A 20393-nucleotide genomic window follows, 5' to 3' on the forward strand; every position below is an offset into this window, starting at 1 on the left:
TACGTCGCTACTCCCCCTCGAGCGCGCCCTCGGTCTCCAGGTAGACCTGACGCAGCCCCGCGAGAACCTGCTCGTTCGGCTCGGCCCACATCTGTCGTTCGGTAGCTTCGAGCAGCCGTTCGGCGATGCCGTGCAGCGCCCACGGATTGGACTGCTGCATGAACTTCTGGTTCTGCTCGTCCAGGACGTAGGTCTCGGCGAGCTTCTCGTACATCCAGTCGTGCACGACACCCGTGGTGGCGTCGTAGCCGAACAGATAGTCGACCGTGGCGGCCATCTCGAACGCGCCCTTGTATCCGTGTCTGCGCATGGCCTCCAGCCACCGGGGATTGACCACCCTGGCCCGGAACACACGCGCGGTTTCTTCCGAGAGAGTGCGCGTGCGAACCGATTCCGGTCGCGTGCTGTCGCCGATGTACGCCTCCGGCGACTTCCCGGTCAACGCCCGCACGGTTGCGACCATGCCGCCGTGGTACTGGAAGTAGTCGTCGGAATCTGCGATGTCGTGCTCACGGGTGTCGGTGTTCTTGGCGGCGACGGCAATGCGCTTGTAGGCGGTGCGCATGTCGTCCGAGGCAGGCACACCGTCGAGGCCGCGTCCGTACGCGAAGCCGCCCCAGGTGGTGTAGACCTGCGCCAGGTCCTCGTCGCTGCGCCAGGTCTTGCTGTCGATCAGCTGCAGCAGTCCGGCACCGTAGGTACCCGGCTTCGAACCGAAAATGCGTGTTGTGGAACGCCTCTCGTCACCGTGTTCGGCGAGATCTGCCTGGGCATGCGCTCGGACGTAGTTCTGATCGGGTTCCTCGTCCAGCGCGGCCACCATGCGCACCGCGTCGTCGAGCAGCGCCAGGACATGGGGGAACGCGTCGCGGAAGAACCCACTGATTCGGACTGTCACGTCGATACGAGGGCGGCCGAGCTCGACGAGATCGACGACCTCGAGCCGGGTGACCCGGCGCGATGCCTCGTCCCACACCGGCGAGACCCCCAACAGGGCGAACACCTCCGCGATGTCGTCACCGGAGGTTCGCATCGCCGAGGTCCCCCACACCGACAACCCAACGGACTTCGGCCACTCACCGTGATCCTCGCGATAGCGAGCAAGCAGAGACTCGGCCATCGCCTGGCCCGTCTCCCATGCCAGTCTCGACGGCACGGCCTTGGGATCCACCGAGTAGAAATTGCGTCCGGTGGGCAAGACGTTGATCAATCCGCGCAACGGTGAGCCGCTCGGTCCCGCCGCGATGAACCCGCCGTCGAGGGCGTGCAGCACCTGCTCGATCTCGCGCGAGGTGCCCCGCAGTCTCGGCACCACCTCGGCGGCTGCGAACTCGAGAATCTGCGCCACTGTCTCGCCGTGCTCACCGGCGACGCGAGCGGCCTGGCTCGGATCCCACTGGGTGGCCTGCATGTTCGCGACCAAACCGTGGGCGATCGACTCGATACCGTCGACGCGGGTGCGTTCCTCCCCGCCGTCCTCGCTGAGGCCGAGGGCTTCGCGCAGACCGGGAACCGTCTGTTCGCCGCCCCACATCTGCCGAGCTCGCAGCATCGCCAGCACGATGTCGACCTCGGCATCTCCGACGGGCTCCTGGCCGAGAACATGCAGTCCGTCTCGGATCTGGACGTCCTTGATCTCGCACAGCCACCCGTCGACGTGCAGGAGCATGTCGTCGAAGACATCCTCCTCGGGCCGCTCCTCCAGCCCCAGATCCTTGTGCATCTGCGCCGCCGTCATCAGCGTCCAGATCTGCTGCCGAATCGCGGGCAGCTTGGCTGGATCGAGCGCCGAAATGTTCGAGTGCTCGTCGAGCAGTTGCTCGAGCCGAGAGATGTCTCCGTAACTCTCCGCCCGTGCCATGGGGGGAATGAGATGGTCGACGAGGGTCGCGTGCGCTCGACGCTTGGCCTGCGTGCCCTCCCCCGGATCGTTGACGAGGAACGGATAGATCAGCGGCAGATCACCGAGCGCCGCATCGGTTCCACAGGACGCAGACATGCCGAGCGTCTTACCCGGCAACCACTCCAGGTTGCCGTGCTTGCCCAGGTGGACCATCGCATCCGCGCCGAAACCGCCGTCTTCCCGAGTGGCCGAAATCCACCGGTACGCAGCAAGATAGTGGTGGCTCGGCGGTAGATCGGGATCGTGATAGATCGCAACGGGCTTCTCGCCGAATCCGCGCGGCGGCTGCACCATGACGACGACGTTGCCGAAGCACATTGCGGCGATGACGATCTCACCGTTCGGATCGGCAGATCGGTCGACGTAGAGATCGCCTGGTGCTGGGCCCCAATGCTCGACCACTGCCGCTCGCAGGTCTGCGGGTAACTGCTCGAACCACTGCCCGTACTGCGCCGCGGAGATGCGAATGGGATTGCCCTCGAGCTGGGCGTCGGTGAGCCAGTTCGGATCCTGGCCGCCACGGGCGATCAGGGCATGGATGAGCGCGTCACCGTCGCGTGCGGCGAGTCCGGGCACCGAATCTGGTCCGTCGATCGGACCGAGGTCGTAGCCGGCGGCGCGCATGCTCGACATCAACGCGATGGCGCTGGCCGGAGTATCGAGGCCGACGGCGTTGCCGATCCTCGCGTGCTTGGTGGGGTAGGCCGAGAACATCAGGGCGATACGGCGATCGGCCGACGGGATGTGCCGCAGCCGGGCGTGCCGCACCGCGATACCTGCCACGCGCGCCGCGCGCTCGTGGTCCGGAACGTACGTCGTCAAGCCGTCGTCGTCGATTTCCTTGAACGAGAACGGAACCGTGATGAGACGTCCGTCGAACTCGGGCACGGCGACCTGGGTCGCCACGTCCAGCGGCGAGAGGCCGTCATCGTTCGCGGCCCATGTCGCGCGCGAGCTCGTCAGGCACAGGCCCTGCAGGATCGGAACATCGAGTGCAGCGAGTTCGGCCACGTCCCAGGCTTCGTCGTCACCGCCTGCCGACGCTCCGGCAGGTTTGGTACCACCTGCGGCGAGGACGGTCACGATCAACGCGTCCGCCGACTTCAGGGTTTCGAGCAGATCGGCTTCGGCGGTGCGCAGCGATGCGCAGTAGATGGGCAGCGCAGTGGCACCTGCGTTCTCCACCGCGGTGGCGAGCGCGTCGATGTACGCGGTGTTTCCGGCGAGGTGCTGGGCGCGATAGTACAAAATCGCGACCGTCGGCACCCCCGCGTGCGGTGCGGAGCTTCGCTCGAGATGCCCCCACGTCGGGAGGTGCTGCGGCGCGTCGAAACCGTGCCCGGTCAGCAGAACGGTGTCGGAAAGAAAGTGGAACAGCTGGCGCAGGTTGTCCGACCCGCCCTCGGCGAGATAGTTGTGCGCCTGCGCGGCAACGTTCGCCGGCACGGTCGAGATCTCCATCAGGTCCGCGTCCGGTGCCTGTTCACCGCCGAGAACCACAACGGGCAGTCCGGTGGCGAGCACCGCAGCGATGCCCGACTCCCACGACCGCCGCGACCCCAGGATTCGCACGATGATCAATTCGGCCGATGCGGCCATCGTCGGGATGTCCTCGGCGAGCAGACGGGAGGGGTTGCCCCAGGTGTAGTCGGCTCCACTGGCGCGAGCGCTGAGCAGATCGGTGTCCGATGTGGACAGCAACAAGAACACGGGTAACGCCCTCCTCGGGGGTTTTCGCGCCCCTGAAATCGGTGAATCTTCTCTGCAGCTGATCGGAGAGAGGGTCTGACTTCCGCGCTGCGCAGGTGAAACGCAGGGCGGTCACAGTGGCGCGACCGTACCGGATTTTCGCCGGTTTCCTCTCGGCCGTAGCCGTGACACCGAATGCTACCGGTGCGTGCACGAGATCTGTTCACCCAGCGCACTTGTAGCCTTGAAACATGACATCGCCTGAGAGGCCGCTGCCCGACGGTTGCCCCGGAGCGCTCACCACACATCCGGCCGCGGACGGTCCGCTCGCGCGCATCAGGCTGCCGGGTGGCGTCCTGCTGCCCCGCCAGATACAGATGCTGGCGCAGGCCGCGGCAGAGCTGGGCGACGGCACCCTCGAGCTCACCTCTCGGGGAAACATTCAGGTGCGCGCGGTCTCGGAGCCGGACGCGCTGGCGAGCAGAGTGGCCGAATCCGGGTTGCTGCCGTCCGAGTCTCACGAGCGGGCGCGCAACATCCTCGCCTCACCGCTCTCGGGGCGAGTCGACGGCATCACCGACGTGCGGGCACTGGTCGGAGAACTGGACGAGGGCATCTGCGCGGCCGACGAGCTGGCCGAGCTGCCTGGGCGGGTGTTGTTCGCCATCGACGACGGCCGGGGCGATCTGTGCGGCCTGGAACCGGACTTCGGCGTCTACGCCCAGGCCGACGGGTCCTACGCCCTGTTGTTGGCGGGACTGGACAGCGGTGTTCGAATCGGTCGCGGTGCCGTGGTGTCGACTCTGCTGGACTGCGCCGCGGCCTTCGTCGAACTGCGCCGATCCGAGTGGCGACTGGCCGAACTCGATGGTGGGGCAGATCGTGTCATCGAACGTCTGGGGCTCGACGCCGGCCCGGTCCTGACCTTGCCTGCGCCTGTGGAGGTGCCGCCGATCGGGTGGCTCGACCAGGTCGACGGCCGAGTGGCGTTGGCCGCGGGATTGGCGAACGGCATTCTCGATGCGCGGCTCGCCGAGTTCCTCGCCGCCATCGATCGGCCGCTGATCGTGACCCCGTGGCGGTCTCTGATCGTGTGTGATCTGGACGAGGAACCGGCCGAGCAGGTGGTGCGCGTGCTCGCTCCGATGGGGCTGATCTTCGACGAGGCATCGCCCTGGATTCGGGTGAGTTCATGTACTGGATCGCCGGGCTGCGCGAAGTCACAGGCCGATGTTCGGGCCGACCTCGCAGCCGCGGTGGATGCCCGGATGACTCCGCGAGACGAGCGGCAGCACTGGTCCGGCTGCGAGCGTCGATGTGGGCGCCCCAAAGGTGAGGTCACCGACGTGGTTGCGACAGGAATCGGCTATCGCGTGTCCTGAACCGACCGAGACCGATTTCCTGCTGAGGGGTCCCTCTCCCCTATCGTGACACGCATGCACGACTACGTCCGCGACGGCGGCGAGATCTACCGACAATCGTTCGCGACCATCCGAGCCGAGGCAGATCTGTCGCGGTTCGCACCGGATGTCGCCCAGGTCGTGGTGCGCATGATCCATGCGGTGGGAGAAATCGATCTGACCGAGACGATCGGATTCACCCCGAACGTCGTGGTGTCCGCGCGCGCTGCGCTACGGGCGGGAGCTCCGGTGCTGTGTGACGCCAACATGGTGGCCGCGGGGGTGACGCGTCGTCGACTACCCGCCGACAACGAAGTGCTGTGCACCCTTTCGGACCCGAGGGTACCTGCGTTGGCTCAGCGCATGGGGACGACGAGAACCGCAGCGGCACTGGAGTTGTGGGGTGACAAGCTCGACGGTGCCGTCGTCGCGATCGGCAACGCACCCACTGCACTGTTCCATTTGATGGAATTGCTCGCAGCGGGAGCACCGAAGCCTGCCGCCATCGTCGGTGGCCCGGTCGGCTTCATCGGCGCGGCCGAGTCGAAGGAGGACCTCATTGCCGCCGACACCGGTGTCGAGTATCTGGTCGTGCGCGGCAGGCGCGGCGGTAGTGCCATCGCCGCTGCTGCTGTCAATGCCATTGCGAGCGAGCAGGAATGAGTACACAGGGCAAATTGTGGGGCGTCGGTGTCGGTCCCGGCGATCCGGAGTTGTTGACCGTGAAGGCCGCCCGCGTGATCGGCGCGGCGGATGTGGTCGCGTTTCACAGCGCACAGCACGGTCGGAGCATTTCCCGAGGGCTGGCGGCCGGCTATATGCGTGCTGGGCAGATCGAAGAGCACCTCGTCTATCCGGTCACCACAGAGGCCACGGCGCATCCGGGCGGATACCAGGGCGCGATCGACGAGTTCTACGAATCCGCTGCCGCTCGCCTCGCAGCGCACCTCGACGCCGGACGTTCGGTAGTGCTTCTGGCCGAAGGCGACCCACTGTTCTACAGCTCGTACATGCACATGCACAAGAGGCTGGCGGACCGGTTCGAGGTCGAGATCGTGCCGGGCGTGACCTCGGTCAGCGCCGCATCTGCCGCAGTGGCTGCTCCGCTGGTGGAACGGGACGAGGTATTGACAGTACTTCCCGGCACCTTGTCCGCGGACGAGCTGACCCGACGACTTCGGGGAACCGACGCCGCGGTCATCATGAAGCTCGGCCGGACCTACCCCACGGTGCTCGACGCTTTGGAGCGATCGGGCAGGTTGGACGAGGCGCTCTACGTCGAGCGCGCCAGCACGTCAGAGCAGCGTGTGCTGGGCGCCGCCGACGCCGACAACGTGCCGTACTTTTCGATGATCGTGGTACCTAGCCCCGCCAATCGAACCGAAACCAACACTGCTGCCGGTGAAGTGGTGGTGGTGGGCCTCGGACCGGGGGACGACGCATGGACCACCGACGAGGTCCGGGCCGAACTGGCCGCCGCCACCGATCTGGTCGGCTACGTGACCTACATCGACCGCGTACCGCAGCGTCCGGGTCAGGGGAGGCATTCGAGCGAGAACAAGGTCGAGTCCGAACGGGCAGCCTTCGCGCTGGATCTCGCCAAACAGGGGCGCCGCGTCGCCGTGGTGTCCTCTGGTGATCCAGGTGTGTTCGCCATGGCGACGGCGGTCATCGAGGTTGCGGCCGAACAGCAATGGAGTTCGGTGCCGGTTCGGGTGGTCCCGGGCATGACGGCGGCCAATGCCGTGGCCAGTCGGGTCGGGGCTCCGCTCGGCCACGATTACGCCGTCGTGTCGCTCTCCGATCGACTCAAGCCGTGGGATGTGGTGGCGAACCGACTCGACGCGGTGGCCGGAGCCGACATGGCACTGGCAATCTACAACCCGGCGTCGGCATCGCGCACCTGGCAGGTAGCAGCGATGAAAGAGATTCTCCTCGAGCACCGTTCACCGCACACGCCGGTCGTCGTCGGCCGGGCAGTGGGCAGCGCGGAGGAATCGGTTCGCACCGTGACCCTCGCCGAACTCGATCCCGAGTCGATCGATATGCGGTGCCTGCTCATCATCGGTTCTTCGATGACCACCGTGGTGGACACCGGAAGTGGACCGAAGGTGTTCACTTCCCGGCGCTATCGGTCAGAATGCAGCGAGTAGCCGATTTCTCAACCAGTCCACGGCGGCATCGACGGTGTCCACGGTCGATGCCGCCGTGCTTCGTGCGGGACGGTCGACCATCAGCACCGGTATCGATGTCGCCCGCGCTGCATCGAGCTTCGCTCTGGTCATGTCGCCGCCGCTGTTCTTGGTGATCACCAGGTCGATTCGGTGCTCGGCGAGCAGCGTCGCCTCGTGGCGTTCGTCGAACGGTCCCCGATCGAGCACGAGCGTCATGCGCGGCGGCACCGGTCCGGCGGGACGGTCGATCGCTCTGACCAGAAACCACGAGTGCTCGACGTGGGAAAAATGGTGAACTCCCTGTCGGCCGATCGTGAGGAAGGCTCTGCTGCCCGGCGTGACCGACGCCGCGGCCTCGGGCATGGAGGCCACCGAGGTCCATCGATCACCCTCCCCCGCCTTCCACGGCGGTCGGGTCAGTACCAGCAGTGCGGTTCCTGTCAGGCGGGTGGCGAGTTCGGCGTGAGTGCCGATGGTCGCCGCGAACGGGTGGGTCGCATCGACCACGACGTCGATGGAGTTCTGCAGCAGCCACTGCGCGAGTTTGCTCGGCCCTCCGAAGCCGCCGATTCTCGTCTGCCCGACGGGCAGCACCGGGTCTGCCACGCGTCCGGCCAGCGACGTGACCGCCTCGATCCCCGGTTCCTCGTTCACTGCGGCGGCAAGGTTCCGCGATTCCGAGGTACCGCCCAGAATCAGGACCTTCACTCTTTCCTCGCACACCACTGGGTGACCGGCAGCTGCGGTCTCCACGTCGTGAAAGCGCCGAGTGGTTCGCCGCGGTAGATCTGAAATTTGCGCAACCGACCTCCGTATCGTTCCGCTGCCGAAAGCAACAGCGAATCGGATTGGGCGGTCACCGAGTTGGCGACCAGTCGGCCGCCATCACGCAGAGCGCGCCAGCAGTGCCCGAGCATGTCGGGCGAGGTCAACCCACCACCGACGAACACCGCGTCGGGTCCGGCAGCCTCGGCTGCCGCGGCGGTGAAACTCCCGGGGGCAGCACCGAGTACGCGCAATCCGGGCACTCCCAGACGCAGTGCATTGTTCTCGATCTGATCGCGTCGAGCCGGAGAGGACTCGAACGTCACTGCACGACAGGAAATGTCGGTCCGCATCCACTCGATGGCTATGGTTCCCGATCCACCCCCGATATCCCAGAGCAGCTCCCCCGGCGCAGGCGCCAATGCGCTCAGTGTCAACGCCCGCACTTCCTGCTTGGTCATCTGACCATCCCCGCCGAACGCGGAGTCGGCCAAGCCAGGAATTCTGGTGTATCTGATCGAACCGGGATCTCGAACACATTCGAGCGCAACGACATTGAGTGCGTCGATACCGTCGAACATCGAGTCTCTGGCGATCGCGCCGGTCACTCGCTCGGCCGATCCGCCGAGTTGTTCGAGGATCGTCACCTCGCTTGCACCGAAGCCGTTGGCGCACAGCACTGCCGCGATCTCGTCGGGAGTGCTGCCGTCGCGGCTCAACACGAGAATCCGGCGACCGTCGGTCAGTTCCGGCAACAGCATCTCGACCGGGCTGTTGACCAGGGACACCGTCGTGGTGTGCTGAAGTGCCCAGCCCAATCGCGCACATGCAAGCGAGACCGATGACGGTGCTGGATGGACGCGCAGCCGCTCGGCACCGAACTCTCGCGCCAGGCTCACCCCGATTCCGTGGAACATCGGATCCCCGCTGGCCAGGACGCACACTCTACGGCCCTCGTACGCGTCGATCATGGGCCTCAAATTCGGCAGCAACGGGCTCGGCCACGTCCTGCTCTCGGTGCAATGCGCACGGACGCTGTCGATCTGACGGACGGAACCGAACACCACATCCGCCTGCTCGACGGCCGTGCGGGAGGCTCTTGACAGGCCGTCCCAGCCGTCCGCGCCGATTCCCACGACGACGATCGGGCTCGGAATCACCTGCGGCATCAGCGCGGCATCCTGCGCCAGAGCCATTGCGGCAGTAGTCGCATGGCGAAGAACACCGGTCGGAGAGTGCCCGGAATCCACACTTTGGTCCGGCGTCTGCGCAACGCGGCGACCACGACGTCGGCGACCTGATCGGGGGTACTCGACATCGGTGCGGGCGTCATGCCCTCGGTCATGGAGCCGATGACGAAGCCAGGACGGGCGAGCAGCAGATGTACTCCACTGCCGTGCAGCGCATCACCGAGTCCACTGGCGAACCCGTCGAGACCGGCCTTGGCGGATCCGTAGACGTAATTGGCGCGTCGCACCCGCACCCCCGCAACCGAGGAGAACACCACCAGGTCCCCACTCCCCTGTTCCCTGAGGAGCTTCGAGGCGTGAGTGAGTACCGAGACCTGCGCCAGGAAATCCGTGGTGATGACGTCGAGAGCGTGCTGAGCATCGTTCTCGGCGCGGGCTTGGTCTCCGAGGATGCCGAAGGCGAGAACCACGATCCCGATGGGGCCGTGCTGCTCGGAGACCTCACGCAGAAGTTCGGCATGGGTATCCATCGCGTCTGCGTCGAACTCGATGGTGCGCACGGCTTCTGCACCGGCCTGCTGCACCCGTCGTACCTGCGCCGCCAGATCTGCACTGCGCCGAGCCGCCAATACGACGGTTCGCCCTGGGGCGAGTCGGGTGGCGACTTCCAGCCCGATCTCGCTGCGGCCGCCCAGCAGCAACAGCGTTCCGACTGCGGGTTCTGCTCGTCTGCTCACGCCGACCAGTCTGGCCGATCGGGCACCGTTCATTACAGTCGGGTTATGGCTGCCACCCCCGCTGACGCGACTGCCCTGACCGACGACGCACTCGGGTTCCTCACCGAACGGCACCTCGCCACGCTGACGACGCTCCGACCGGATGGAACACCGCACGTCGTGGCCGTCGGGTTCACCTACGACGCCGAGGCGCTGGTCGTCCGGGTCATCACCAACGACGTGTCACAGAAGGCGATCAACGCACGCCGCGGTGGCTATGCAGCCGTAACTCAGGTCGACGGTGCCCGCTGGCTGACGTTGGAGGGGCCCGCGTCGGTGCGAGAAGACCGTGAATCCGTCGTCGACGCCGAGAATCGCTACGCCCAGCGTTACCGCGTGCCGAGGGAGAACCCCACCAGGGTTGTCATCGAGGTCCGGGTCCAGCGGGTTCTGGGTAGCCGTTCGCTGCTGAGCCGCCAGTGAGGGTCTGTTCCGACGGCCACGGCAGAACGGTCAGGTTCGGCCACTCCGTGGTCCACCGTGCGGCTTTCGCCTCGTAGACGTGCCGCATCGGCACCCTCGGATTCGGTCTCACGATTCCGGCGAACAGGTCCTCGAACCCGTGCGGTGCGTAGACGATGTCCTCGCCGTCTCTGCCTCCGGTGATCCCGAAGCAACACGTGGTCGAGACGAAGTGATCGATTGCATCCTCGGTGCTGCGGAACGGAGCGATCCGACTGCCGAAATGCTGCTCGTACCACAGGTGCACACGCGCTTCGTTGCGTACTTCGACGTCGACGCCGAGGTCGGCGAACATCGAGGCTGCGGCCTCGATCGCGTCGTTCTCCGCGTCGTAGGACAGGTCGAAATCGTCGAAGTAGAAGAAGTCGTAATCCCGGATGCCCACCTGCGGTTCCCGATCGGCCAGGTGGTTCCACACCGTCTGGAACAGGCCCCCGGCAGTGAGATACCAACCGGGGAGCCCGAGCTTCGGTGCACGTCGAAGTATCTCGTCGACAACGGAATTGGCGCGGACGATCGAGACGAACTCGGCCTCGCGTTCTGTGCTCATACAGGCAGGACGGCCAGACCGTGGGGCCGCAGGTTGACCGATTCGCAGCCGTCCGCGGTGACGACGACGATATCCTCGATGCGCGCACCCCACTGCTCCCGGAAGTAGATCCCCGGTTCGATGCTGAAAGCCATGCCTTCGGTCAGCGGGATGTCGTTTCCGGCAACGATGTAGGGCTCTTCGTGCACCGACAGGCCGATACCGTGTCCGGTGCGGTGCAGAAATGCCTCGCCCAGCCCGGCGTCGACCAAGATGTCGCGGGCGGCCGCATCTATGGACTGTGCGGTCGCTCCCGGCACCACCGCATCGACGGCCGCTTGCTGCGCCCGCTCGAGCACTGCGTATCGTGCTGCGATCTCCGCTGCCGGTTCACCGAGACTGTAGGTGCGAGTCGAGTCGGAGTTGTATCCCGGTGCGACGGGACCTCCGATGTCGATGACGACGATGTCGCCTGCCTCGATGACACGATCGGATACCTCGTGGTGTGGATCTGCGCCATGCGGCCCGGACCCGACGATGATGAATTCCGGTGCGGTGTGGCCCTCTTCGACGATCGCGACCGCGATGTCCGCGGCGACCTGAGCTTCGGTGCGGCCCACTCGAAGCCACTCGCCCATCCGGGCGTGGACTCGGTCGATGGCGGACCCGGCCCGACGCAGCGCAGCGATCTCGGCTTGGTCCTTGACCATGCGAAGTTCGCGGAGCACGTCCGTAGCCAGTACCGGCACCGTACCGAAGACCTCGGCAAGCGGTACGAAGTGCAGCGCGGGCATCGCATCGGCAACCGCAGTCTTGGACCCGGCCGGTACCGCGGAAGCGACCAGCGCGTACGGATCGACGCCGTCGACCCAGTCCACCAGCGTCAGAGACAGATCCTGGGCCGCGGAATCACCCAGTGCAGCAAGCTCGAGCCGCGGAACCACGATGCTGGGTGTACTTCCGTCGGCAGGTACGACCAGAGCGATGAGACGCTCGAACGAACTGGCCTTCGAACCGATCAAGTACTGCAGATCCGGCCCTGGGGTGATCAGCAGTGCATCCAGCCCCGCATCCGATGTCAGGCGCGCGGCCCGCGCGAGCCGGGATGCGTATACGTCGCTCGAGAAACGTGAGGAACTGGCCGAAGAATCGATACTCATCCCTCCAGGCTAGTGCCGTTTGGCAAGATGGGCCCCATGACCGCACCCGGAAAGTCGCCGTTGCTGCTCCTCGATGGTGCGAGCTTGTGGTTCAGGGCCTACTACGCACTGCCCGAGTCGATTACGGCACCGGATGGCCGGCCGGTCAATGCCGTGCGTGGGTTCCTCGACATGATCTCGGCGTTGATCGGGCGCACCGAACCCACACGATTGGCAGTCTGCCTGGATCTGGACTGGCGGCCGCAGTTCCGAGTGGACCTGGTGCCGACCTACAAGGCGCACCGCGTGGCCGAGGCACCACCGGAGGTTGCCGAGAGCGAAGAGGTTCCGGAGACCCTTACTCCGCAGGTGGACATGATCATGGATGTTCTCGCCGCACTGGGGATCGCCACCGCAGGCGCGGACGGACTGGAGGCCGACGACGTGCTCGGCACGTTGGCTGCGCGCGAGCGCCGGAACCCAGTGGTCGTGGTCAGCGGGGACAGAGACCTGTTGCAGGTCGCCGCCGACGAGCCGAACGAGGTTCGGGTTCTGTACGTGGGGCGTGGATTGGCCAAGGCCGAATTGTTCGGTCCGGCATTGGTTTCCGAACGATACGGCGTTCCTCTGCACCGCGCGGGCGCGGCATACGCCGAACTCGCACTTCTCAGAGGCGACGCCTCAGACGGCCTGCCCGGAGTGAAGGGCATCGGTGAGAAGACGGCATCGACCCTGATGCTCCAGTACGAGTCGGTCGCAGCACTGCGCGACGCGGCGCTCGATCCGTCCTCGGACATGGCCAAGGGCATCCGCGCGAAGCTGGCCAACGCCAGCGACTACCTCGACGCTGCCCTTCCCGTCGTGCGGGTGGTCACCGATGCGGATGTCGTGCTGTCGAAGTCCGATGAGATTCCGGCCGAGCCTGCCGACAGAAACGCGCTCGACGCTCTGGCCGAGAACCTCGGGGTGGAAAATGCCGTGGCACGCCTCGTCGCGGCGATGGCGGCCACGGCAGAGCGGACATGACCGAACAACCGAGTGCGCTATTTCGGTAGCGAGACCTCGTAGTTGGCGTCGTCGTCCAGGAAGGTCAACGTCACCTTCTTGAACGCTCCGTCGACCGTCAGCGTGCAGTCGACGCTCGCACCCTTCTCGACCCTGATGTTCTGCGGGCAGGACACCCCGGACACCTCGGAAGCACCGTAGGACTCGGTGACGACCTTGCGGACACCCTCCTGTGCGGCCGCAGTATCCAGAACGGTCGACCGACCGAAGGCAAAGAACGAGACCAGAGCGATCACCGCGACCACAGCGACGACGGCACCGACGATGATCAGAGGTTTCTTCGACTGCGACCCGGCGGGACCCGGCCCCTGCTGATTCGGGTACTGCTGATTCGGATACTGCTGGTTGGGGTTCCACGGCTGCTGAGGCTGCTGCCCGTACTGACCGGGACCGTACTGACCACCGCCGTATTGCTGTGGGGCGTAGGGATTCTGATAGGCCGGATCACCGGGTCCCTGGGCACCCGTCCCGGGATACGGCGTGCCGTACTGCTGGCCGGCCGGGTATTGCTGTGCGGGATTCTGCTGTGCGGGATTCTGCGTGGTCGGGTACTGGCCCTGGGGGTAGCCGCCTTGCGGGTACTGGCCTTGCGGGTACTGCCCCTGTGGGTAACCGCCCTGCGGGTATTGCCCCTGTGGATAGCCTGCAGAGGGATACTGCCCCTGCGGGTACGGGTTGCCGGGGGGTTGCGGACTCTGCCCGTAACCACCCGGCGCGGATTCACCGTAGGGCGTGTTCGGCGCTGCGGGCGGCTGTGCGTACGGCCCCCACGCGGACGGTGCCGGGGTCTGCGAACCCTGCTCAGGAGTGGAGCCGGTATGCGAAGGCGGAGCCGCGGGTGATTCCGGAGTGTCTTTCGCGGTACCGTCCTGCTGGTCGGGATTGCGCGACCAACTGTTGTCGGAATCGGTCGGACCGTTTGGGCCGCTCATCTCGCCTCCACTGAAAATTCGGTTTCGTCGGGGGTACCGTATCCCGATCCTGCCACCTCCCGCTGGACCGACCCGGCAGTGCGCTTCACGGCGGGAGCGTGAGCCGGACGTTGTGCTCCGGTCTCGATGACGACGCGCTCGTCAGGCGGCATCGACCGCGACCACGCCCCGGCGTAGGGCTGCGATGGCGCGGGCTGCAGTGCGCGAGAGTTCCGGCTCCGGGGCAGCGAGCCGTACCTGATCGAGCAGATCGATGACCTGCCGACACCATCGGACGAAGTCTCCACCCGAGAGCGCTCTACCGTTGTCGCCCGCCGTGACCAGAGCGTCGACCAACGAGTGATCGGATGCCCACTTGTAGATCGCCTTCACGAAGCCCATGTCGGGTTCCCTCGTGGGCGGGAGCTTGTGGCGAACTTCGTCGGAACGTAGTTCGTGCCACACCCGTACCGTCTCGGTCAACGCGTGCCGAATCGGCCCCGTCGGACCGTGCGGGGTGATGTCTCCTTCCGATCGTGACTCGTAGACCACTGCCGAGACCACCGCTGCCAATTCTGCGGGCGAGAGCCCCTGCCACAGGCCGGTCCGCAAACATTCCGCGACGAGGAGATCGGATTCGGAGTAGATCCGGCTCAATCGGGCACCGTCGTCGGTCACCTTCGGATCTTTGCCCTCGGTCACGTAGCCGCGGTCCGCAAGCAACGCAAGGATGCGGTCGAAGGTTCTGGCCAGGGAGTTCGTCGTGGCCGAGACCTTCTGACGCATCGTTTCCGTCTCGCGGGCCAGGCGGTTGTAGCGCTCGCCGATACGTCCGAGCTCGTCACGGTCGGGCCGGTTGTGGACCGGGTGCGATCGAATGGCGCGGCGCAGAGTTGCCAGCTCTTTGTCGTCCGCTGCTGTCGACTTCCGCCGAATCCGGTCCGACGGCTGCGAAATTCCACGCGTCACGAGGGCCGCTGCGATATCACGTCGAGTCTTCGCGGTGCGATGGTCGACGAATCGCGGCAGTCGCATCGTGCCGAGAGAGGTTGCAGGCGACGGGAAGTCCGCTGCCGACAGCCGGCCCGCCCATTTGTCCTCGGTCAAGACGAGCGGGCGCGGATCGGCCTGGTCGTCGTCGGGCTCGAGCACCACGGCAAGACCGCTCCGCCGCCCACTCGGCACGGAGATGACGTCGCCGCGACGCAAGGCCCGGAGTGAATCGACGGCCTTGTCTCGTCGATCCGATCTGTTCTGACGCGCGAGGGTCTTCTCGCGTTCTTTCAGCCGCTCCCGCAGCCGCGCGTATTCGAAGTACTCGCCCTCGGGGCCTCCGAGTCGCGCACCGAGTGTGTCCAGAGTCTGAACGTTCTTTTCGATTCCCCGGACCATGCCGACCACCGAGCGATCGGCCTGGAACTGAGCAAAGGACCGTTCGAGCAGCAGTCGAGAGTCGGCCGCGCCGAACTGTTCGATCAGATTGATCGACATGTTGTACGCCGGTGCGAACGAACTGCGCAGCGGGAAGGTTCTGGTCGACGCGAGCCCGGCGACCTCGGTCGGCTCGGTGCCCGGCTGCCACAGCACGACGGCGTGCCCTTCGACATCGATGCCGCGTCGTCCGGCTCGGCCGGTCAGCTGGGTGTACTCCCCCGGCGTCAACTCGGCGTGCGTTTCGCCGTTGAACTTGACGAGCTTTTCGAGCACCACGGTTCGGGCGGGCATGTTGATGCCCAAGGCCAGGGTCTCGGTGGCGAACACCGCTCTGACCAGACCCTTGACGAACAACTCCTCCACGGTATGCCGGAAGACCGGCAACATACCGGCGTGATGGGCTGCGAACCCCCGTTCGAGTGCATCACGCCACTCCCAGAAGCCGAGCACCTCCAGGTCCTCCCGCGGGAGCTCGGAGGTGTGCTTTTCCACGATGTACCGAATCTCTTCGGCCTGCTCCGGCGTGGTCAACACCAGGCGCGACCGCATGCATTGGCTCAGGGCCCCGTCGCACCCGGCCCGGCTGAAGATGAAGGTGATCGCGGGAAGCAGACCTTCCTCGTCGAGCTTTGCGATCACGTCGGGCCGGGCCAGCGGGCGGTTGTTGGCCCCGCTGCCGTGACCACCACCACGACCTCCGCCGCCTGCTCGACCACCTCGACCTCGGCTGTGTGGCGCGTGCCAACGGTCCATCGAGTCGAGAGACTGGCGTTGTTTGACATGGCGGACGAGCTCGCGATCGACCACGACCTTCTGGTCACCGTCGCGTGACTGCGCTCTCGTATCGAACAGATCGAACAACCGTCGGCCCACCATGATGTGCTGAGACAGGGGCACCGGACGGTTCTCGTCCACCACGACAGAGGTGTCACCGCGCACGGTGCTCATCCAGGCCCCGAATTCCTCGGCGTTGCTCACGGTGGCCGAGAGACTGACCAGACGAACATCGTCGGACAGATGCAGGATGACCTCTTCCCACACCGCGCCGCGGAAGCGGTCGGCCAGATAGTGCACCTCGTCCATGACGACGTGGGACAGCCCACGCAAGGCGTCGGAGGATGCGTACAGCATGTTGCGCAGCACTTCCGTCGTCATGATGACGATGGGGGCGTCGGGGTTGACGGACGAATCTCCGGTGAGCAAACCGACGGTGTCTCGGCCGTACCGGGCGGTCAGCTCCGCGAACTTCTGGTTGCTCAGCGCTTTGATCGGAGTGGTGTAGAAACACTTGCGTCCCGCAGCGAGGGCCAAGTGCACGGCAAACTCGCCGATCACCGTCTTGCCCGCGCCGGTGGGGGCACAGACCAGAACGCCGTGGCCGTTCTCGAGTGCCGTACACGCATCGACCTGAAATCTGTCGAGGGGGAATCCGAGCTCGGCAGAAAATTTCTGCAACTCGGAGGGGCTCGTGCTCGGTTGCACGTCCACGGTCGTCTCTGTCATACGCCGGCTCCAGCGCTTCGGCAGAGGTCAGATCGTGTCGTCGTACTCTGCGTGGGTGCGGGTAGCCGAACCGAACCCGGTGCGCGGCGGTGTCGGATCGACAGCGTGTGGGGACTCGATCGAACCTGCGCCTTCGAGTGGCGTTGCTTCGTCATCTGACACATCACCCCATTCATCTCTTCTCTTGCGCAACTTACGCTTGTCGTGAATCCGCGCAATCTGCACTGCCATTTCGAAGAGGACCGTCAACGCCAACGCCAACGCCAACATCGAGAACGGGTCCTGTCCCGGAGTCGCGATGGCAGCGAAGACGAACAGACCGAAGATGAGCCCGCGGCGCCACGCCCTCAGTCGTTCGTACGTGAGCACGCCGACGACGTTCAGAGCCACCACGAGAAGCGGAATCTCGAAGCTGACACCGAAGATGATGAGGAGGTTGATCAAGAATCCGAAATACTGATCGCCGCTCAGGGCGGTGATCTGAACGTTGTCGCCGATCGACAGCAGGAAATGCAGTCCCTTGGCCACCACGAAGTAGGCCAGGACCGCACCGGTGACGAACAGCGCTGCGGCAGCGGTGACGAACGAGACGGCGTAGCGACGTTCGTTGGCGTACAGACCCGGGGTGATGAACGCCCAGATCTGATACAGCCAGATGGGGCAGGCCAACACGACGCCGGCGGTGAACGCAACCTTGAATCGGAGCAGGAATTGATCGAACGGACCGGTCGCCAGCAGCCGACACTGATCGTCGTTGCTCAAGTCGGCGCGGAGGCTGGGATCGAGCGTGCAGTAAGGGCCTCGAAGAAGGTCGCCGAGACTTTCGACACCGAAGATCGTGTGCGAGTACCAGAAGAACCCGAACGCGGTGGTGACAGCGACAGCCACGAGGGACCACAGGAGCCGAGTTCGTAGCTCGTACAAATGGTCGACCAACGACATCGTGCCGTCGGGATTGACTCGGCGCCTACTACGCCGCGGATCGAACGGAATTCGCATGGTGTTCTACGGTCAGCCTTCTCAGGTCGGACAACTGCGCGTTGCCGTCACCGACAGCAGTGAACCTTCGGTGCCCAACTGGCACCGAAGGTGTGCTGAGCGGACTGCGCTCAGGCAGACTTCGCGTCGTGCTGCTGCGCGTCGACGTTGGTCGGCGCAACGGGAGCAGGCGACGGCAGCTGAGCGGGGGCTGCGGGGTGCTGTGCCGCCGTGGTGTCGGTGTCGGATTTGCCGTCGTTCTGCATCTCTTTCACCTCACTCTTGAAGATACGAAGCGAGCGGCCGAGCCCACGAGCAGCGTCGGGCAGCTTCTTGGAACCGAACAAAATGATGACGACCACTGCAACGATCGCCCAGTGCCAGGGACTGGTGAATCCCATGTGAACCTCCTGAGATCAGATGAATCGAGCGTACCCGACAACGAGTGACGGCCAGGGACGAGGCGCACACCGGTTTGCCTGTAGTTCATCTCGACACGGTGCGGTCTGTGCTGGTGGCGTCGAGCTCGGCGTACGCAGCGAGCGCCGAACGGGCACGCTCGCGCACGGAGTTCACCAAGGATTCAGGTGACAGTACCGCTACGCCGCCCCCGAAACCCAGCGTCAGACGGGTCATCCACTGCAGGGTCGCGAACCTCATCGTCACTTCTATCGACCCGTCGGCGTCGGCGGCGACCTGCGTCATCGGGTAGTAGTCGAGAATCCAGGTGAACGAGGGCGACACCTTCAGGCGTGCCTGCGACAACGAAGGATCGTCGTTGAAGATCTCGAAGGCATCCTCGTCCTGGACCGATTCCGGCGCCGCAGCGGGCTCGTCGAGTTCTGCCGCCGAGTCGATGCGGTCGAACCGAAACAGTCGAACGCCCTCGGCTCCACGGCACCATGCCTGCAGATAACTGTGGTCGTCGACGACCACGGTCCTGATCGGATCGACGGTCCTCTCGGTGACGACGTCCCGCGAGGCCGAATAATACGTCAGCTCCAGTGCATGCCGGTTGCGCAGAGCAGAGCGCACAGTGCTCGAGACCGGCCCCTCCTCGGTGCCCGAGCTCTCGTGATCGGACGAGAGCGGGACATTGGCCGCTGCCGATCCTGCCGCGGTCTCGATCTTCGCAATCGCGCGCTGGGTGGCGGACGGATCGACCATTCCGGGCATCGATGTCAGTGATCGCAGCGCAACCAGCAAGGCCGTGGCCTCGGTCGAGGTCAGGCGCAGTGGACGGTCGATACCGGCCGAGAACGTCACATCGATACTTTCCTCCGAGAAGGAGAGATCGATGAGGTCACCGGGTCCGTAGCCGGGCAACCCACACATCCACAGTTGGTTCAGATCGGCCATCAGAGTCTCGGTCGACACACCCAGTTCGTGTGCGGCCTCTTCGGCACTCAGCCCCGGATTGGCCATGAAGAACGGCACCATGTTCAGCAGCCGTGCCAGCCGAGTCGACAATCGCGCGCTCATCGCTGCCTCCCCGAGTCCGCGGCAGTCCGCAACGTCGAGATCACGTCGGCCCGCAATTCTGCGGGTTCGAGCACCACCGCATCCGCGCCGTGACCAGCGATCAGACGTGAGATCCAATCCCAGGAGCGCACGGGCACCTCCACGACTGTTCCGGTGCGATCGCCCACGTTCTTCGTGCCCACGACCGTTCCCATCCTCCGCAACTCGAGCGCTCTGCCGTCGTGCAGCCACACTCGTGCCGTACCGGAGACCGAGGACGTCCCCGCTACCCGGCGAACGATGTCTTGCAGATCGACACCGTCGGGTTTGCGGACGCTCTGGGGTGCACCGAAGGACTTGACGTCGTCGCCGATGCGGGAGAGGCGAAAGGTTCGGGTGTCGTCGCGATCGACATCGTGTCCCACCAGGTACCAGCGTCCGCGAAATGTCACGACGCCCCACGGCTGGACGGTTCTGGTGGTGTACGGCTCCGTCAACGACGGTCGATGCTCGAACCGCACCGACTTTCCTGCATCGATGGCAGCGAGCAGAGCGCCCAGTGCGGGCTCGGAGCCCCGGGTCCTGGCCGGAACCGCGGTGACCGCCGCTGCGGACTCGTTCTGGTCGACCTGGATACCGGCCGCCCGCAGTTTGAGCAATGCACTCTGCGCCGCTGACGTGAGCTCGGGCGACTCCCACAGTTTCACAGCCACAGCAACCGCTGCCGATTCTTCGCTGGTGAGGTCGATATCGGGAAGCTCGTACGCGTCGCGATTGATGCGATAGCCCTCGACGCCACCGAATCTGGTGGCCGCACCGGTTTCCAACGGGACACCGAGATCGCGCAGTTCGTTCTTGTCCCGCTCGAACATCCTGCTGAACGCTTCGTGGCTGGTGGAGTCGTCGTACCCGGCAACGCTCTCCCTGATCCATTCCGCGGTCAGGAACTGACGCGTCGAGAGCAGACAGATGACCAGGTTCATCAGGCGTTCGACTTTGGTGGTGGCCACGACC

At 65.3% G+C, this 20393-nt stretch carries 17 protein-coding genes; 5 read left to right on the forward strand and 12 right to left on the reverse strand.

All coding sequences use genetic code 11. The features are described 5' to 3' along the window. Positions 1 to 7 precede the first annotated feature (7 nt). Positions 8 to 3613 carry a cobaltochelatase subunit CobN gene (cobN, locus tag ACOQFP_RS21845; protein WP_421585506.1) on the reverse strand — a complete coding sequence of 1202 codons (3606 nt, stop codon included), beginning with the start codon at positions 3611 to 3613 and terminating at the stop codon, positions 8 to 10. Between the two features lie 230 nt (positions 3614 to 3843). Between cobN and cobG the strand changes: the two genes are divergently transcribed. The 3 genes from cobG to ACOQFP_RS21860 are packed head-to-tail and all read left to right on the forward strand — an operon-like array spanning position 3844 to position 7145. Continuing rightward, positions 3844 to 4974, forward strand: coding sequence for a precorrin-3B synthase (gene cobG / locus ACOQFP_RS21850; RefSeq protein ID WP_421585507.1), 1131 nt, complete (start codon positions 3844 to 3846; stop codon positions 4972 to 4974). Positions 4975 to 5028: 54 nt separating this feature from the next. Continuing rightward, complete coding sequence (locus tag ACOQFP_RS21855; protein WP_421585508.1) at positions 5029 to 5655, forward strand: precorrin-8X methylmutase; 627 nt, start codon at positions 5029 to 5031, stop codon at positions 5653 to 5655. Further along, positions 5652 to 7145, forward strand: coding sequence for a precorrin-2 C(20)-methyltransferase (locus tag ACOQFP_RS21860; protein ID WP_421585509.1), 1494 nt, complete (start codon positions 5652 to 5654; stop codon positions 7143 to 7145). The genes ACOQFP_RS21855 and ACOQFP_RS21860 overlap by 4 nt, the downstream gene beginning before the upstream one ends. Here the strand turns inward: ACOQFP_RS21860 and ACOQFP_RS21865 are convergent. The 3 genes from ACOQFP_RS21865 to ACOQFP_RS21875 are packed head-to-tail and all read right to left on the reverse strand — an operon-like array spanning position 7128 to position 9891. After that, complete coding sequence (locus tag ACOQFP_RS21865; protein WP_421585510.1) at positions 7128 to 7874, reverse strand: cobalt-precorrin-6A reductase; 747 nt, start codon at positions 7872 to 7874, stop codon at positions 7128 to 7130. The two genes, ACOQFP_RS21860 and ACOQFP_RS21865, sit on opposite strands and share 18 nt — an antisense overlap. Then, positions 7871 to 9127: a precorrin-6y C5,15-methyltransferase (decarboxylating) subunit CbiE gene (gene cbiE, locus ACOQFP_RS21870; protein WP_421585511.1), complete on the reverse strand. Its 1257-nt coding sequence runs from the start codon at positions 9125 to 9127 to the stop codon at positions 7871 to 7873. Before cbiE ends, ACOQFP_RS21865 begins: the two co-directional genes overlap by 4 nt. Then, on the reverse strand, positions 9100 to 9891 hold the full coding sequence (locus tag ACOQFP_RS21875) for an SDR family NAD(P)-dependent oxidoreductase (RefSeq protein ID WP_421585512.1): 792 nt from the start codon (positions 9889 to 9891) through the stop codon (positions 9100 to 9102). The genes cbiE and ACOQFP_RS21875 overlap by 28 nt, the downstream gene beginning before the upstream one ends. Before the next feature lie 12 nt (positions 9892 to 9903). Here ACOQFP_RS21875 and ACOQFP_RS21880 point away from each other — a divergent pair, with 12 nt between their 5' ends. Further along, the gene (locus ACOQFP_RS21880) at positions 9904 to 10320 is read left to right on the forward strand and encodes a PPOX class F420-dependent oxidoreductase (RefSeq protein ID WP_206488607.1); all 417 of its coding nucleotides are present in this window, start codon (positions 9904 to 9906) and stop codon (positions 10318 to 10320) included. On the opposite strand, the gene ACOQFP_RS21885 is transcribed toward ACOQFP_RS21880, so the two are convergent. Together ACOQFP_RS21885 and ACOQFP_RS21890 are read right to left on the reverse strand one after the other, a co-directional pair. Beyond that, positions 10262 to 10909 (reverse strand): nucleotidyltransferase family protein, encoded by a 648-nt coding sequence (locus ACOQFP_RS21885; protein WP_206488606.1) that lies wholly within the window; start codon positions 10907 to 10909, stop codon positions 10262 to 10264. The two genes, ACOQFP_RS21880 and ACOQFP_RS21885, sit on opposite strands and share 59 nt — an antisense overlap. Then, entirely contained in the window at positions 10906 to 12048 is a 1143-nt protein-coding gene (locus ACOQFP_RS21890) for a M24 family metallopeptidase (RefSeq protein WP_421585513.1), read from the reverse strand. Before ACOQFP_RS21890 ends, ACOQFP_RS21885 begins: the two co-directional genes overlap by 4 nt. A 27-nt stretch (positions 12049 to 12075) precedes the next feature. Here ACOQFP_RS21890 and ACOQFP_RS21895 point away from each other — a divergent pair, with 27 nt between their 5' ends. Continuing rightward, positions 12076 to 13053: a 5'-3' exonuclease gene (locus ACOQFP_RS21895; protein WP_341244735.1), complete on the forward strand. Its 978-nt coding sequence runs from the start codon at positions 12076 to 12078 to the stop codon at positions 13051 to 13053. A 17-nt stretch (positions 13054 to 13070) separates the two neighbouring features. Here ACOQFP_RS21895 and ACOQFP_RS21900 read toward each other — a convergent pair whose 3' ends face one another. The 6 genes from ACOQFP_RS21900 to ACOQFP_RS21925 all read right to left on the reverse strand — a co-directional run bounded on the left by ACOQFP_RS21900 (position 13071) and on the right by ACOQFP_RS21925 (position 20389). Continuing rightward, a complete protein-coding gene (locus ACOQFP_RS21900) occupies positions 13071 to 14024 on the reverse strand; it encodes a DUF4333 domain-containing protein (protein WP_421585514.1) in 954 nt (317 codons plus the stop codon). Positions 14025 to 14165: 141 nt separating this feature from the next. Next, the gene (locus ACOQFP_RS21905) at positions 14166 to 16940 is read right to left on the reverse strand and encodes a DEAD/DEAH box helicase (protein WP_421585515.1); all 2775 of its coding nucleotides are present in this window, start codon (positions 16938 to 16940) and stop codon (positions 14166 to 14168) included. Positions 16941 to 16967: 27 nt separating this feature from the next. Beyond that, positions 16968 to 17939 (reverse strand): twin-arginine translocase subunit TatC, encoded by a 972-nt coding sequence (tatC, locus tag ACOQFP_RS21910; protein WP_206488601.1) that lies wholly within the window; start codon positions 17937 to 17939, stop codon positions 16968 to 16970. A 110-nt stretch (positions 17940 to 18049) separates the two neighbouring features. Then, on the reverse strand, positions 18050 to 18319 hold the full coding sequence (tatA, locus tag ACOQFP_RS21915; RefSeq protein ID WP_206488600.1) for a Sec-independent protein translocase subunit TatA: 270 nt from the start codon (positions 18317 to 18319) through the stop codon (positions 18050 to 18052). Positions 18320 to 18404: 85 nt separating this feature from the next. Continuing rightward, complete coding sequence (locus ACOQFP_RS21920; RefSeq protein ID WP_421585516.1) at positions 18405 to 19400, reverse strand: helix-turn-helix transcriptional regulator; 996 nt, start codon at positions 19398 to 19400, stop codon at positions 18405 to 18407. Then, positions 19397 to 20389, reverse strand: a complete 993-nt coding sequence (locus ACOQFP_RS21925; protein ID WP_206488598.1) for a helix-turn-helix transcriptional regulator — start codon at positions 20387 to 20389, stop codon at positions 19397 to 19399. The genes ACOQFP_RS21920 and ACOQFP_RS21925 overlap by 4 nt, the downstream gene beginning before the upstream one ends. Between the last annotated feature and the right edge of the window lie 4 nt (positions 20390 to 20393).

The organism is Rhodococcus sp. MALMAid1271 (assembly GCF_049195265.1).
Lineage (GTDB): Bacteria > Actinomycetota > Actinomycetes > Mycobacteriales > Mycobacteriaceae > Rhodococcoides.

Coding starts and splice junctions, on each gene's coding strand:
- tatA (WP_206488600.1), bottom strand. CDS start 18,319: ATGGGATTCACCAGTCCCTGGCACTGGGCGATCGTTGCAGTGGTCGTC.
- cobG (WP_421585507.1), top strand. CDS start 3,844: ATGACATCGCCTGAGAGGCCGCTGCCCGACGGTTGCCCCGGAGCGCTC.
- ACOQFP_RS21855 (WP_421585508.1), top strand. CDS start 5,029: ATGCACGACTACGTCCGCGACGGCGGCGAGATCTACCGACAATCGTTC.
- ACOQFP_RS21900 (WP_421585514.1), bottom strand. CDS start 14,024: ATGAGCGGCCCAAACGGTCCGACCGATTCCGACAACAGTTGGTCGCGC.
- ACOQFP_RS21860 (WP_421585509.1), top strand. CDS start 5,652: ATGAGTACACAGGGCAAATTGTGGGGCGTCGGTGTCGGTCCCGGCGAT.
- ACOQFP_RS21895 (WP_341244735.1), top strand. CDS start 12,076: ATGGGCCCCATGACCGCACCCGGAAAGTCGCCGTTGCTGCTCCTCGAT.
- ACOQFP_RS21875 (WP_421585512.1), bottom strand. CDS start 9,891: ATGAACGGTGCCCGATCGGCCAGACTGGTCGGCGTGAGCAGACGAGCA.
- ACOQFP_RS21880 (WP_206488607.1), top strand. CDS start 9,904: ATGGCTGCCACCCCCGCTGACGCGACTGCCCTGACCGACGACGCACTC.
- ACOQFP_RS21905 (WP_421585515.1), bottom strand. CDS start 16,940: ATGACAGAGACGACCGTGGACGTGCAACCGAGCACGAGCCCCTCCGAG.
- cbiE (WP_421585511.1), bottom strand. CDS start 9,127: ATGGCTCTGGCGCAGGATGCCGCGCTGATGCCGCAGGTGATTCCGAGC.
- ACOQFP_RS21920 (WP_421585516.1), bottom strand. CDS start 19,400: ATGAGCGCGCGATTGTCGACTCGGCTGGCACGGCTGCTGAACATGGTG.
- tatC (WP_206488601.1), bottom strand. CDS start 17,939: ATGCGAATTCCGTTCGATCCGCGGCGTAGTAGGCGCCGAGTCAATCCC.
- ACOQFP_RS21885 (WP_206488606.1), bottom strand. CDS start 10,909: ATGAGCACAGAACGCGAGGCCGAGTTCGTCTCGATCGTCCGCGCCAAT.
- ACOQFP_RS21890 (WP_421585513.1), bottom strand. CDS start 12,048: ATGAGTATCGATTCTTCGGCCAGTTCCTCACGTTTCTCGAGCGACGTA.